This is a genomic window from Bacillus sp. MN7755 (assembly GCF_054771475.1).
Window position 1 is genome coordinate 1 of the sequence record NZ_BTRL01000027.1, and the last position, 16198, is coordinate 16198.

Annotated in this window: 4 protein-coding genes and 1 pseudogene; 4 read left to right on the forward strand and 1 reads right to left on the reverse strand. The window is 31.2% G+C overall.

Annotated features, from left to right (window positions below):
• Position 1 precedes the first annotated feature (1 nt).
• Positions 2-10981, forward strand: a complete 10980-nt coding sequence (locus ACYVEC_RS26420; protein ID WP_460509100.1) for an amino acid adenylation domain-containing protein — start codon at positions 2-4, stop codon at positions 10979-10981.
• Positions 10982-11224: 243 nt separating this feature from the next.
• Positions 11225-11938, forward strand: a complete 714-nt coding sequence (locus ACYVEC_RS26425) for a 4'-phosphopantetheinyl transferase family protein (RefSeq protein ID WP_460509103.1) — start codon at positions 11225-11227, stop codon at positions 11936-11938.
• Positions 11939-12525: 587 nt separating this feature from the next.
• Here the strand turns inward: ACYVEC_RS26425 and ACYVEC_RS26430 are convergent.
• Positions 12526-13854, reverse strand: coding sequence for an erythromycin esterase family protein (locus ACYVEC_RS26430; RefSeq protein WP_063224239.1), 1329 nt, complete (start codon positions 13852-13854; stop codon positions 12526-12528).
• A gap of 39 nt (positions 13855-13893) precedes the next feature.
• Here ACYVEC_RS26430 and ACYVEC_RS26435 point away from each other — a divergent pair.
• Together ACYVEC_RS26435 and ACYVEC_RS26440 are read left to right on the forward strand one after the other, a co-directional pair.
• A pseudogene (locus ACYVEC_RS26435) lies at positions 13894-14499 on the forward strand (transposase); the annotation flags it as partial.
• Positions 14500-14886: 387 nt separating this feature from the next.
• A complete protein-coding gene (locus tag ACYVEC_RS26440; RefSeq protein WP_063224237.1) occupies positions 14887-16134 on the forward strand; it encodes a DNA binding protein in 1248 nt (415 codons plus the stop codon).
• The last annotated feature ends 64 nt before the right edge of the window (positions 16135-16198 follow it).

Below are 16198 nucleotides of genomic sequence, written 5' to 3' on the forward strand. Positions count from 1 at the left end.
AATCAGTGATGCCGTTGTTATAATTAAAGAAAACAATGGTGATAAATATTTATGTGGATATGTAATAACTACCCAAAATATAGATGTCGCTAACATTAAGAAGAAGTTAGGCGAGAACTTGCCTGAATATATGATTCCAGCATTCATTACGCAGTTAGAACGATTACCAGTAACAAGAAGTGGGAAAATTGATAAAAAAGGATTGCCTGAACCTAATATTACAAGTTCCGAAAGTTATGTTCCTCCAAGAGATGAGATAGAGCTAGATATCGCTAAGGTATTTCAAGAAATTTTAGGAACAGAGCGTGTAGGTATTGATGATAGTTTCTTTGAATTGGGTGGTGATTCGATTAAGGCAATTCGTATAGTATCTAGATTACGAGAATATGGATACGAAATAAATGTTCGAACAATTATGCAAAATAGAACTATACGTAATATTAGTACGAGAGTAAATAAAGCGGAAATAAAAGTGGTAGATCAACAAGAAGTCGTTGGTGATATAGAGCTAACACCGATTCAAATGGATTTCTTCCATAGCAATCTAGCTCATCCTGAACATTTTAATCAATCAATTATGCTAGAAAGTAAACAAAGAATTGATCGAAAGAAAATTGAAAATACACTAGCTACAATTGTTAAGCACCATGATATGTTAAGAGCAGTATTTCAAGATGGAAAGCAAAAAATAAAAACCATTACAGATAGTGAATTATATGAATTACAATACATTGATTTATTGGAAATCAGAGGAATGGAAGACGTATATTCAAGAATTAATGATCAAGTAAATAAGCTTCAAATGAGTATGGATTTAGAAAAGGGACCGTTATTAAAAGCAGCAGTAATTAAAACTGAGAAAAATGATTATTTGTTTCTTTGTGCCCATCATTTAGTAGTAGACGGCGTATCGTGGAGAATTCTTATAGAGGATATAAATATAGGGTACAATAGTAAAGATGGTACTCCTACATTACCATCAAAGACAATGTCATATAAAGAGTGGAGTAATTTATTGCGAGAATATCGTAATAGCCATATTTTAAAGAAAGAAATTCCTTATTGGAAACAAATTGAAGAGAAAGTAAAAGAGAGTTTAATAGAAAAAATATCAAACGAAGATAAATTTAACATGGAGCATATAGAGCTAGCTTTAACACAAGAATTAACAAATAAAATGTTATATAAAGTTAGTAAGGCTTATAATACAGAGATTAATGATTTATTACTAACAGCTTTATCTAGAGCGGTAAATAACGTAACAGGAAAAAGTACAGTAGCTGTCAATATGGAGGGGCATGGAAGAGAAACGATAGAGGGTGTTTCAGAAATTGACAGGACCGTAGGGTGGTTTACTAGTGTATACCCTGTTGCAATAAGTGATATTGGTAAAAGTATTCGAGAGGATATTCGGAATACAAAAGAAACATTGCGAAAAGTACCTAATCGTGGAATGGGATATGGTGTATTAAAAAGGTTGGGAGAAAGTGTCATAGAAGGTGTTACACCAGATATTACTTTTAATTATCTTGGAGAATTTGTTCAAGAAAATAGCCATGGGAATTTTGTAATGAGTGATTTACCGTGTGGAAAGAATGTTTCAGACGATAATGATCTTGGGACACCAATCTCCTTTAATGGAGCAATTTCTAATAATGTATTCCACATGATAATAAGTTATGATAAATCAAAATTTAATACTGAAAATATGGAGTTAATGAAAGAAAGCTTTGAAAAAGAGCTAATAGAAGTTATAGAGCATTGTATTATGGTTGAGCAATGTGAACATACAGCATCCGATTTTGGAGAATTGAATTGGAGTGATAATGAATTTGCTTTAGTGAAGAATAAGCTTCAAGAGCAAGGATATGATATAGAGAGAATTTATCCTATGACACAAATGCAAGAAGGAATGCTATATCATAAATTACACAATGAAGATTCAACAAGTTATGTAGTTCAGACTGTATTCCAGTCCAATATCGCTATAAATGAAAAGATTTTGAAAGAATCTTTTGAGTTACTTGTAGCAAAACATGAAGTTTTACGAACAAATATAGTTTTCAAAGATGTAAGTGACCCTAGACAAGTGCTATTAAAAGATAAAGAAATTGAATTTACACAAATTGATTTAACAGAAATAGAAAATAGGCAAGTAGAATTAGGTAAAATAAGGGAAATGGATGTGAGAAGAGGTTTTGACTTTGAAAAAGAAAGCTTCCTTCGAGTAATTTTAGTTAAATTAGATGAGGAAGATTATCGACTGATTATAAGTTTTCACCATATCATTATGGATGGATGGTGTCTATCCATATTAATGAATGATTTGATTTGGTTTTATGAACAGTTATACATGAAAAAAACAAAGAGTGATTTGAAAGAGTCTATTCAAAAAACATCTAGTTACGAAGATTATATCCGATTAACACAAAATAAAGATAAGGAAATAGCTCTTAAATATTGGACAAGGCTTTTAGAAGATTATGAAGAACCGGCAGGTATAAAGCCGATAGGCAATAGAAAGAATGAAGAAGCTAGCGAAGAAGTTCAAAGAATTGAAATAAGTTTATCTAAAGAAGAAACTCAAAAGCTAGAGAAAATGAGTAATAAGCTTGGGGTTACTGTTAATACTGTAATAGAAACTGCATGGGGAATAATTTTACAGAGATATAACAACACACAGGATGTAATTTTTGGGAAAGTAGTATCAGGAAGAAACGTTAATTTAAATGGAATTGAAGAAATGGTAGGTCTCTTTATTAATATGGTACCTGTGAGAGTGAAAAATCAAGAAGACGATAGCTTTTCAAGCATAGTATCAACCTTACAAGAACAAGCTTTACAAACCTCACAATATGACTATAGTTCATTAGCAGAGATACAAAATTGTAGCATATTAGGTAATGATTTAATTCAAACTATGATTGCATTTGAAAATTATCATTCAGAAGAGCGTAATTTAAATACGAGATTGAATTTAATGATGGTAGACGGAAGAGAGCAAACGAATTATGCTTTGACTTTAAGTGTAAATCAAACGGAAGTATTAAATTTAGGCATGATCTTTGATACTGAGTTATTTGGAATACATGAAGTGAAAAGAATTCTTAATAGATTATCTTTGATTCTGAAAAGTGTTATAGAGAATCCAGAGATAAAGGTAAATAACATTGAATTATTAAATGAGGAAGAAAAAATATTGGTGTTGAATGGATTCAATTCAACTAAGACAGAGTATCCTGACAATAAAACAGTTGTCGAACTATTTGAAGAGCAAGTACAAAAAATTCCTAATGAAATTGCTATTGGTTCAGAAGATCAAAGAATTACTTATCGTTATTTGAATGAACGAGCGAATCAAGTGGCAAGAAAGCTCAAAAAGCTCGGAATGGAACAAAACCAATTTGTTGCAATTATGGCTGAAAGAAAAATAGAAACTATTATTGGAATTTTAGGTATATTAAAAGCGGGTGGTGCTTATTTACCGATAGATCCGAAACAACCAATTGAAAGAGTAAAATACATTCTTAAAGATAGTGATGCACAATTCATTTTAGCAACTGATATAAATGCTTCATTGTTTAATAATTTATCTTTAGAAAAAATTAGTTTACAGAAAGCAGCACTTAAAGATGAATTATCGTCAAATTTAAATATAGTAAATACATCTAGGGATTTAGCGTATTTAATTTATACATCTGGTACTACAGGAACTCCTAAAGGGGTAATGGTAGAACATCGAAATATAAATCGTTTAGTGAGAAATGCGGATTATGTGGATTTTGAAAATGTTCGAATCTTACAGACGGGATCCCTTGCTTTTGACGCATCTACGTTTGAAATTTGGGGAGCTTTGTTAAATGGAGGTAGTCTCTATTTAGTTGATGATGAAGTAGTAATGAATCCTAAGCTACTGCAACAAATGATATCTGAATTTGCAATAAATACGATGTGGTTTACAACTACTCTATTTAATCATTTAATTAGTTCTAATTATAAGATTTTCGATTCGTTAGACCAAGTTCTATTTGGTGGAGAAGCGGCATCAGCAGAACATGTTCGACAATTGATTGCTCGAAATAAGAAAATTAAATTATGTAATGGTTATGGCCCAACTGAAAATACAACATTTACAGCTTGTTATCCAATAAGTAATGATTTTGATGGAGGCAACATTCCAATTGGAAAGCCGATATCTAATACGCAGGTTTATGTTTTAGACAATAATAAAATATGTGGCATTGGAATGCCTGGAGAACTATGTGTTGGTGGAGATGGATTATCAAAAGGATATTTAAACAGACCAGAGTTGATGAAAGAAAAATTTATTAATAATCCATATAATTCAAGTGAAATTATATATAAAACCGGTGATTTGGTAAGATGGTTAGAAGATGGTAATTTGGAATATCTGGGAAGAATAGATGAACAGGTTAAAATTAGAGGTTTCCGAATTGAACTTGGTGAAATAGAGAATACTATAAGAAAAATAGAAGGTATTCGTGATGTGTCGGTGATTGTAAATGAAGAGAAACATGAAAAGTATTTATGTGCGTATGTTTGCTACGATGATGGAATAGAATCCAGAGATATATTGAATTATTTAAAAGGTAGTCTACCAGAATATATGATTCCGACATATATTGTTCAACTTGAAAAATTACCTATAACTAGGAATGGAAAGTTAGATAGAAGAGCTTTACCAATGCCAGAACATAAAGGGACAGAGCAATACATTTCACCTAGAAACAAAATTGAGTTAGTTATTGCAGAAGCATTTCAAGAAATTTTAGGAATTGAACAGGTTGGCATTGATGATAGTTTCTTTAGATTAGGAGGACATTCATTAAGAGCAACTAGATTAGTAAACAAAATAGAGCAAAAATTAGGGACTAGAATTCCATTGAGAGATGTGATGGAAGAGAAGACCGTGCGTAGAATTTCTCAGAAATTACAGCAATCTACCGATTTAGAAAAGTATAAGCCTATTGAAAAACAGCCTAAAAAACCAAGTTATGAAATGAGCTCAGCTCAAAAAAGATTATATGCTATTGATCAAATCCAAGGTGAGAATACCACATACAATATGCCGGGAATGATGAGAGTACAAGGTAGTCTTGATTTGGAGAAGTTGCAGCAAACGGTCAATGCTCTGATTAAGCGCCAAGAAGTATTAAGAACACATTTTACTATGAAGAATGGACAACCAGTCCAAATAATTGAAGACAATGTTGAACTTTCTGTTGGATACAGAAAAGGGAATAAGTTAAATATTGATAAGATCTATAAGGATTTTGTGCGACCGTTCGATTTAAATAAAGCTCCATTAATGAGAGTGCAAGTAGTAGGAATTTCAGAAAATGAATCGATATTAATGTTAGATATTCATCATATTATTTGTGATGGTGGTTCAATTGGTGTGTGGTTTGAAGAATTTTCGAAAATATATAATGGCGAGGATTTGCCGGAATTAAAAGTACAGTACAAAGACTATAGTGTATGGCAAAATTCTAATGTTATGAAAGAGCAAAAGAAATATTGGTTAGATGAATTTTCTGGTGAATTGCCATTGCTAAATTTACAAACAGACTATCCAAGGCCACAAAAACAAAGTTTTAAAGGTAACTCTATTAAAACGAAATTGAGTAGTAGTACAAGAGAAGCAGTAAAGTTGATAAGTAAGGAAACTGGGGCTACAGAATATATGGTTTTATTATCAACATTTATGTTATTGCTTAGTCGATATGCTAGAACAGAAGAGATTATTGTTGGAACACCTATCGCTGGAAGAACCCACCCTGAAACACAAAATATGCTTGGAATGTTTGTCAATACATTAGCGATTAAAGGAGATATGCAGCCAAATCTTACTTATCTACAATTAATAGAGCAGTTAAAAGAGAAATGTTTGAAAGCGTATGATAATCAGGAATATCCATTTGAAGAATTAATTGAGAATTTAGATTTAGAGAGAGATATTTCAAGAAATCCTTTATTTGATGTTATGTTTGCATTGCAAAATAATGAGGAAAGTCATTTGAAATTAGGAAATACTAAATTAGAGCAAATTGAATCAGAAAGTGAAATATCTAAATTTGACTTGACAGTTAGTATGACAGAAATTGAAAGTGGCTATGAGCTGTTATGGGAATATTGTACAGACTTATTTAAACAATCAACAATAGAACGAATGGGATTACACTATTCCGAGTTATTAAAAAATGCAGTGGAAAATCCAAAAAGAAATATTTATGATATTCCATTAATGGGTTATTCTGAGTATAAAAAAGTACTTGAAGAATTTAATATAACGACAACTGAATTTCCTGGTGAGAGTACAATTGTTGAGCTCTTTGAAAAACAGGTTGAAAAGACACCTGAAAAAGTAGCTGTTATTTCTAATGGTCTTGAATATACGTTTGGTTATTTGAATAAAAGATCAAATCAATTAGCACACCAGCTTCAAAAGTTACAAGTACAACCAAATGATTTTGTAGGGATATGGGCTACACGTAAAATTGAAACTATAATAGGGATTTTAGCAATATTAAAAGCAGGTGGAGCTTATCTACCAATTGATCCGAAACAACCTATAGATAGAACTCGTTATATGCTTAGAGATAGTCGTGCAAAAGTGCTTCTTACGGAAGTTGAGAATTTACCAGAGCCGCTTGATGGTTCTTTAACTGTACTTAATTTAAAACAAGAAGATATTTATGATATGTCTTGCGAAAATCCTACAGTCATGAATCAAACAACTGACTTAGCATATTTGATCTATACTTCAGGGACTACAGGTGAACCTAAAGGAGTTATGGTAGAACATAGAAATGTAATTCGGTTGGTTAAAAATACAAATTATGTTAATTTCCATGATGTGGGGATTCTACAAACGGGATCATTAGCTTTTGATGCATCCACATTTGAAATTTGGGGTTCTTTATTAAACGGTGGAAGATTATACCTTGTTGAACAAGATGTATTAATGGATGTAGAAGCATTAAAACAAATGTTAGATAAACATCGAATTAACACGATGTTTATTACAACTGCTTTATTTAATCAATTAGTTATTACAGATTGTACAATTTTTGATTCGTTAGATCAGTTGCTCTTTGGTGGAGAAACTACATCAGAAGAACATGTTAAAAAATTAGTTAAGAGCAATAAAAAATTAAAACTTTCAAATGTGTATGGGCCGACTGAAAATACGACATTTACAACACATTATCCTATTTGTTCAGAAGAGTTATTAGAAAAAACTCCAATTGGGAAGCCGATATCTAACACAACAGTTCATATCTTAAATGGACATAATTTATGTGGAATTGGTATTCCAGGAGAATTATGTGTCGGGGGTGCCGGTGTAGCAAGGGGATATTTAAATAAAGCGGAATTAACAGCTGAAAAATTTGTTGTAAATCCACTGGTTCCTGAAGAAAAAATCTATCGTACAGGGGATTTGGCACGCTGGCTTGAAGATGGGAATATAGAATATTTAGGAAGAATTGATGAACAAGTTAAAATTAGAGGGTTTAGAATTGAACTTGGGGAAATTGAAAGTAAACTTAGAGAGATACCTTATATTCAAGATGTAGCTGTTACTTTAATAGAAAAGAATAATGACAAATATTTATGTGGTTATGTAGTTAGTAAACAAAAAATCATAACCGAAGAAATTAAGAATCAATTAGGAAAAACTCTTCCACAATATATGGTTCCAACATATATTATGCAACTAAGCGCTTTACCGATGACACAAAATAGGAAAGTGAATAAAAAGGAATTGCCTATTCCTGATTTTGATAATTCGAATCATTATGTTGGTCCAAGAGATGAAATTGAATTATGTGTAGCAAGAGTATTTGAGGAAATTCTTGGTATTGAACGTATAGGAATCGATGATAGTTTCTTTGAATTAGGAGGAGACTCAATTAAGGCGATTAGAATTGTTTCAAAGCTACGTGAGAACGGGCGCGGAACGGATGTTCGTAATATTTTGCAAAATAAAACTATTCGTAAAATATGTCTAGGTATAAGTAAAGCGAGAAACATAATAATTGATCAAAGTGAAGTAACGGGAGTTGCAGCATTAACGCCAATCCAAATTGATTTCTTTAATAGTCAATTAGAAAAGCCAAATCATTTTAACCAATCATTTATGTTGGAAAGCAGTGAAAGAGTAAATGAAGAACATCTTAATAAAGCAATTACTGCTATTGTAGAGCATCATGATACATTAAGGACTGTATTTAGAAGTGGAGAACAGGTTGTTCAGTCGATAAAAGAAAGTGCATTGTATGATTATCACTCCTATGATTATTCTCATATTCAAAATAAAGAGGAGTTATATGAGAAAATTAATAATAGTTCTAATAGTATACAGGCCAGCTTTGAAATTTCTGAAGGACCTTTAGTTAAAGTTGTATTATTCCGAACAAAAGAAAAAGATTACTTGCTAATTTCTATACATCATTTGGTAGTAGACGGAGTATCATGGAGAATTATTATTGAAGACTTGAATAAAGGGTATACTCTTTCTAAACAAGGAAATGAGGTAATTCTTCCTAGAAAAACTATGTCGTTCAAACTTTGGAGTGAGGCTTTAAATAAATATAGAGAAAGTGAATCGCTAAAAAAAGAGATACCATATTGGCAAAAAGTCGAGAGGTTAGTTAAGGAAAGTAAGTTACCTACAAATCAATTAGGAGAGAAATATTTACCTAGAGAATTAGTGATGCATTTATCAGAATCCGAGACAAGTTATTTACTGTACCAAGCAGGGAGAGCCTACAATACTGAAATTAATGATTTACTTTTAACAGCGGTATGTAGGGCTGTAAATAAATTGGATGGTAAAGAAACTGTGGCATTGAATCTTGAAGGACATGGAAGAGAAATGCTAGATCAGGATATAGTGATTGATCGAACGGTTGGTTGGTTTACAAGTGTATATCCAGTAGCTGTAACAGGGATAGGAGATTCTATTACAAATGATATACAAAAAACAAAAGAGGCATTAAGCTCAATTCCAAACAAAGGTCTAGGATATGGAGTGTTAAAGGCATTGGGAGAAAATGTTTTGGAAAATGTTAAGCCTGATATTACCTTTAATTACTTAGGAGAATTAGATCAAGAAAGTGGATCAGATTATTTTAATATGAGTGATATACCACGTGGTGAAGAGATTGCAATAGAGAATGAATTTAGTACTGGTCTTTCTATAAATGGAGCTGTAACTAATAAAAAACTTCGAATGGTTATAATTTATAATGGCTCAAATTATAGTGAAAAATTTATGCAAGCATTGAATGATGAGTTTAAAAAACAATTGTTAGTTATTATTGAGCACTGTATTGAAAAGAGAAAGAATGAAAAGTATATAGAAAATACTAGAAGTCATTTAAACAGAGATGAAGCTATCACTCAAGTAATATGGGAAGAATTTGGATTAGACAGTATATTGAAATCTATAACTGTTGAGAAAAAAGAGCACTCAGTTCTGTTTGTGACAGATTTAAGTAGTGAAAAGAGAGGCGAGATTAAGGGGGAAATAATCAATAAATTATCATTTTTACAGGTTCCAGATTATATCGTTGATATGAATAAGTATCCATTAGTTTCAGGGAATATGGAGGAGGAACAATTTATAAGCTTGTGCAGTGAGTTAGAGAATACAAATAATATATCGTTACCGAAAATTACTAAAGATGGTGAAATGGGTGAAGTTATAGAGGGATATACACCTTCAATCATGCAAGAATTGTTTTTATCAACACCGAATACTATGATAGAGGAAAAGATTATAATAGAAGGGGATTATGATAAAGACAGCGTTATAGCTGCTATAGAAAAAGTTGTTCAAGAACAATCTATTTTAAGAAGTACTTATCAAAAAATAGCGGATAGATATATTATTTGTGAACATGGTTACAATACGTTTTGGAAGCCAAATTACTTTGATCTAAGATATGCTACTTCTACTTATATTACTGCAGTATATGATTTAATTCATGGAATGCGGAGAAAAATGAGTACAAGTATATTAACTGAAAATAATATGTTAAGCAATATTGTAATTACACAAAAGACCGAAAGAGAATATTGCATTTATGTGATTATTCATCATAGTATTTGGGATAAGGCAAGTAATCAGATTTTTAAAGAGAAAATTATAGACATTTTGAATTTAAAAGCAAAATATGTAAAAACAAATGAAACGTATAAACAATATGTAGATGAAGTAACAACTAGTAAAATATATGCGGAAACCCATAACTTATCGAACTTAGAAAAATTTAAAGAGAAAACGGATGAGTATGTAAAGCGTAATATAAATAATGTGTTAGAAAAGTCAGTTGTTTCATTATTTAAAATGGGTTCGGCTACAGAAAAGCTTTATAACGACAAACCTTGGTCACTATTCGCGTATATTTTGAACATACTTGCTAGAGAAAATAAATTAACAAATATCCATACTGAACCTTTACCAATACTTATTTTACAAGAAGATAGAAGATATATGACAAATGATTATAGTAATACACTTGGAGAGTTTTTAGATTGGTTACCATTGCTAATTGAGGGATCTAAAGAGAATGAGTTGCTAGACTGGCAACAAAAGGTTAATGAAATTCAAAATGTAAAAAAAGAAAACCATTATAGTTTAGTTGAACTATTAAACTACAGCACAGTCGAGATGAGAAATATGATGGCATCAGTTCTTTCAATCAATTATCAAGGTGGGTTTAGTATTGAGTATGAGGAGATGCAAGAGATACTAAAAAATGATGATTATAATAAGAGTACAGAAGTTTTTGTAAATAGCTATTCTAATTATTTAATCTTGTCGTATCCAATTTTTAGTGGTTGTTCAGGAGATATAGAAGAAGTCATTCAAAATGAATTAAATCAATTGGAAGACTTACTAAATAAGAAAGTTGAAAGTGAGCAATTTGAAAAAGTAGTAATTAAACATTAAAAAATGATAATATGAGACCGCTAAATAGATGATTGCTGAGTTTATTAAATTGAAGTAGAGGGATTCTATTATTTTTATAACATAGTAGAATGTATTTTATCATCTATCATGGTTAGTAACATGAATTTAAGGTCATACTATTCTCTTTGCACTTTGAGGAGATGGTATGATCTTAATTTTTGAAGAATGATATATACGTAAAACTTTTGAGTAAGAATATAATTAATGAAAGGTTTATAAAACATGTTAGAACTTTATTTAGCAAATATATTAAATATGAACAAAGCAAATTACCAAAGGTTATATTCTGTTATGGATGATTTTATAAAGGTAAAAGTGGATGAAATGAGAAAGTATGAGGATAGACAGAGGACAATATTAGGAAATTTCCTTGTGAAATATTTTATCGCAAAAAAAGTAAATGCCAATATAGAAGATATAAAATTAGAGGAAGATGAATTTGGTAAGAAAAAAATAGTAAATCATGTTGGGTATTGTTTTAACATTTCTCATTCAGGAGAATGGGTATTTATAGGTATTGCAGAATCTGAAATAGGTGTAGATGTTGAAAAAATAGAATCTTTGGATTTCTTAAATATTGCTAGCTATTTTAGTAAGGAAGAAAAAGAATATTTAACAAAATTGGATTCAAAGGTTCTTGAGATGGAGTTTTTTAGGATTTGGACAGCGAAAGAGAGTTATATAAAATATAAGGGGTTAGGTATGGTAATTCCGTTAGAATCATTTAGTGTACCGATATCTGAAAATGAGAATTTTGTTAAAACGTTGTATGAAAAAGAATCAAAAGAGGTATTTGTTACATCATCAAAAATAAATGAAGAATATTATATAAGTGTATGTGCAAATTCTGCTATGGAACAATTAGAGTTAATATATTTAGATTTAAAAAATGAAATAGGATTATCAGATTATTTTTCCTCTATGAATGATGGATAAGGGGATATAAGATATTAATATTTATATTCCTGAAAAAAATGTATTTTCTTGTACAATACAATTTCCTATTAACATAAAAGATTCGATTATTCGAAAAAATGAACTTTTGCGGATAAAAAACTCCTTAGTTAGAAGGAGGGCACTGAAAAAGTCCACTTCATAAGAAAAAGAAGGTAACCATCTACTATATACAGGCGGTTACCTCTTTTTCTTTTTAGATATATTGAAAAGATATATGATATTTTTTCAAAGCTTTCACTTTTTCAGTCGCCTTGCTAGAAGGGGATGCTTTTTTGATGTAGCCCTGAAATAAAGTTTAATTAAACTAACTCTATAAACGATGATAAAAGAGCAAATAGAAAAGTGTGTTTTGAAAAAAGATTGATTAAAACACATTTTTAATATATTCAACTGAATCATTTTTTATAAAAATGTTTGATTATCTTTGTAACTGTTATTCCATTAAGTGACCCCTTAATGAAATAACGTGACTGACATTTTTAAACAACGCTAGTATGTTTTAAATGACTTGATTGTCACTCACACTACCATCGATACTATACCTTGTGAGCCACATTATTAAAGATTTAATGATTTAGTTGAGATGGACTCACTTTTTGAATTTGAACAAGTATGTCAAACGATTTACCTAATGATATATCAACAGTTTTCGGTATGTCAGGGCCTTCGGTAGTTATTCCGGAAAAAATTGGATGTTTTTCGTTTAACCAAGTATTTGTTATTCCGTTTTCTTTACGTAAATCAAGTAGAAATTGGTCATTTTTTACTTGTCCAAAGGTATAGTTATAGCTGTTTGGATCATCTGATTTTAATATTCCATATGGACCAAATTCACGGTTACTATTATAAACATTATATTGGCCTTCAAAAACAGAGGTTCCAATAGATACATACCGTTTTCTATAATGTTCTGCTAAATGTTGCCCTGCTACTTTAGGGTATATAAAAGGTATCATATTTGTTTTCGAAACGTGTCCATTATGTGCCCATACAATTGTTTTTCCTAGGTGTTCTTCTGTCCACTTCACATTTTCATACATTGCAATATCATGTTTCAAAAAAAACTCCGATGGGTTATCAGGAAATGATGCTGCCATTGTAGTAAACTGCTCGATAATACGGGCAGTTTGTTTTATCCATGCAAACTCTTTGGAATTTCCATTTAGAGTATTTTTATTTTGTTCTAATAAAGCATTGATTTGTTTAGCATCTGAAATATATTTTTCTTTATTTTCTTTCGTAAGGCCGCTAAAGATATTAATATCCTTTGTTACAGGAATAAGGTCTTTTATCTTCTCTTCTAAACTAGGCAAAAGCTTTGGATTGTTTCTGCGTACATATTCTGTTATATTATTATAAATATTTTTGCTTACTGATTGTATATCCATCCCAATGACACGCACTTTGGATTTATGTTTTGGATCAGTATTATATTCTTTTATCCAATTAATAAGATCTACTATCTCTTTCGTTTTAAATTCAGGTGATAGATATTGGTTTGGGTTCCCTTTACCAGTAAGAACATAACGATCAAGTTTTAAAGCTCTGTCCCACCCCTCTTCTAAAACTAAGTTGGTAAAGCCTTTTTCAGATACTAAATAATGAACAATGCGATGTTTCATTGTAAAAACTTCATGAGCCCCATGCGTAGTTTCACCTAAACCCACGATTGAAGCTGATCCTACCATATCCTTCAGTGGTTTTAAATCATTAAGAGATGCAGTTGGATTAGTTGTTTTTAAAGGCTTTGCATGCTCTTCTAACCATTTGACTATTGGATTAATATTGTAGGGACTTGTAAAGGAAACTTCTGTGTCTGAAGCTACATAAGTATTTTCTGTAAAATTAGTCGATAATATAGTAGACGTAGGAATTGTAGTAGTCATTTTTTTCATAAAAACCTCCTAAAATATTTATTTGAATCAATTTCATAATCCTCAAGTTTAAACGATGGAAAAGCCGCGATTCCTTTATTAAAGGGCTTTCAAGAATGGCTTTCGTCATTGACGATTCAATATGGTACATTGGATGCGGGCTACGATTATGAAGCAATTTATACACAACTTTATCGTGTGAAAGCTAAAGAAATCATTGCCTATAACAAGCGAAACGAAGGAGAGTTTCTTGGGTTTGATGAACACTTTGCTCCCACTTTCGGAAACATTCGTATCAATATGACAGCTTTGATGACAAATATCCAACCTTGAAATACACGAAACCAAATGAATGTAAAACCTGTCTACTTGCTTATGATTCTCTATGTCAAAAGGTCTATAAAATCAAAATGGAAACGGATATCCGAAAATACAACGCCCTAGGCCCGTGAATCAGAAGCGTGGAAAAAGCTCTATAATTAGAGCGGCGCTGTCGAACGAGTAAATGCATACTTAAAAGAATTCTTTCAGTTAAAAAATGGCCGATATCGAACAGGAAAGTAAGTGAAAATCCATTTCGATCTTGTGATGCTTGTTTATAATGCCTCGAAATTGGCTGTAGATCGAATCAATCAAAAAATGAAAGAAATGAATCAAACCGCTTAGTATTTTCAAAACATACTTCTAAAATTCTGTCATTTCAACTGAGGAAAAGAAACAATTATGAAATTGATTCATTTATTAGTTTTTTGACATGTTCTAAGAGCATCTGTTTGAAGCATGAATTCTCTTCTCACAAATTTATTCTATTTCCTAAAACTCACTTATTTCTTAATAGATTCTTAAGAAATTATTAATTTACTCATGTCAATAAAAAATAAAATTACTTACACTGGTTTTTGTAAAATTACACAATAAAAATATCTCCTAAAATAATAAAAAATTATTGTAAAACGATAAGATTTATAATAAAATCGAAATCAGAATAAATAAGTGTGGTGCTTTTTATGGAAAAGATAACAATGTTGTTTTTTAATTAGAGGAGGTATAAATATGGACATTAGCAATTTGATTATTGAAAATATGGATAACCCTCATGAGTTGGAGAGAATGTATAGAAAAGACCCGAAAGTTTTTAAAAAGTCATTCTCACAAGCATGGGATGAAAAACCTGATTCTCAGGTACTAGCTGCTTGGTACGAAAGATTGCATTTCAAGGAGACGGCAAATAAAGAAAAAATATCGCTGTTTCAAAAAGGTTTCTTATTCATGGGTATGTTAGCTATTCTGGCTGGGATAAGCACCAGAATCATTTTCTACTTTGTCGAACAAGAAGCAATTGCTCCAATTAACCTGGCTTTTGGTGTAATTCCCTTTATTGTCGCTTATTTTATTTACAATAATACGCCGAAAAAAAGTATTATTTATTCCCTTATAGCATTGTTCCTAATTTCTGGGATATATCTTAATACGTTGCCATTAAATTATAAAGACAGTATTATCCTTGCTTATTTACATCTTCCTATATTCTTATGGGTCTTGGTAGGGCTTGCGTTTACAGGAAATGAATATTCAAAAGGTAATACAAGATTAGCTTATATTAAATTTAATTTGGAATATGCCCTTCTCTACGCCAGCATGGCAGTTAGCGGAATGATTCTAGCAGTATTCACCATGCGTTTATTTAGCTTTGTTGACTTGGATATAGGAGAATTCTATTTTAGTAATGTTGTTTTATTTGGTGCTGCTGCTCTCGCTATTGTGGCTGCATATTTAGTATCAATGAATCTTAAACTTGCTAAAAATATTACACCATACATATCTAAAATTTTTAGTCCTCTCGTCCTGATTACGTTACTAATCTATCTTATAACGGTTATATGGGTCGGGAAAAATCCTTTCTTGGACCGCAATTTCTTAATGGCCTTCAACGGAATACTCCTTGGCGTATTGGCTGTTACCATATTTTCTATTGTTGAGAGTGACTCAGATGAGAAAAAGAACATTTCAGATTATATAAATTTTGCCTTAATTGTTCTTGCGCTTATTATTGACACTGTGGCTTTGTCAGCCATCATATTCAGACTTTCTTCTTACGGGATTACACCTAATAGACTTGCTGTTTTAGGGGTAAACATACTGATCTGGGCAAATTTAATTTGGATTATGTTTTCCTATATGCGTTTCTTGCAAAACAAATCAGGACCAACAGCTATCCAAGATGCCGTTACGAAGTATTTACCAATTTACGGACTTTGGGCAGCTTTCGTTATATTTACTTTTCCTATAATGTTTAATTAGAAAGACATTGTAAATGTAACGACAAGCTAATTTTCTATCACGTATAAAATCCTTAGAGCCGATA

Coding starts and splice junctions, on each gene's coding strand:
- ACYVEC_RS26425 (WP_460509103.1), top strand. CDS start 11,225: ATGTTAGAACTTTATTTAGCAAATATATTAAATATGAACAAAGCAAAT.
- ACYVEC_RS26430 (WP_063224239.1), bottom strand. CDS start 13,854: ATGAAAAAAATGACTACTACAATTCCTACGTCTACTATATTATCGACT.
- ACYVEC_RS26440 (WP_063224237.1), top strand. CDS start 14,887: ATGGACATTAGCAATTTGATTATTGAAAATATGGATAACCCTCATGAG.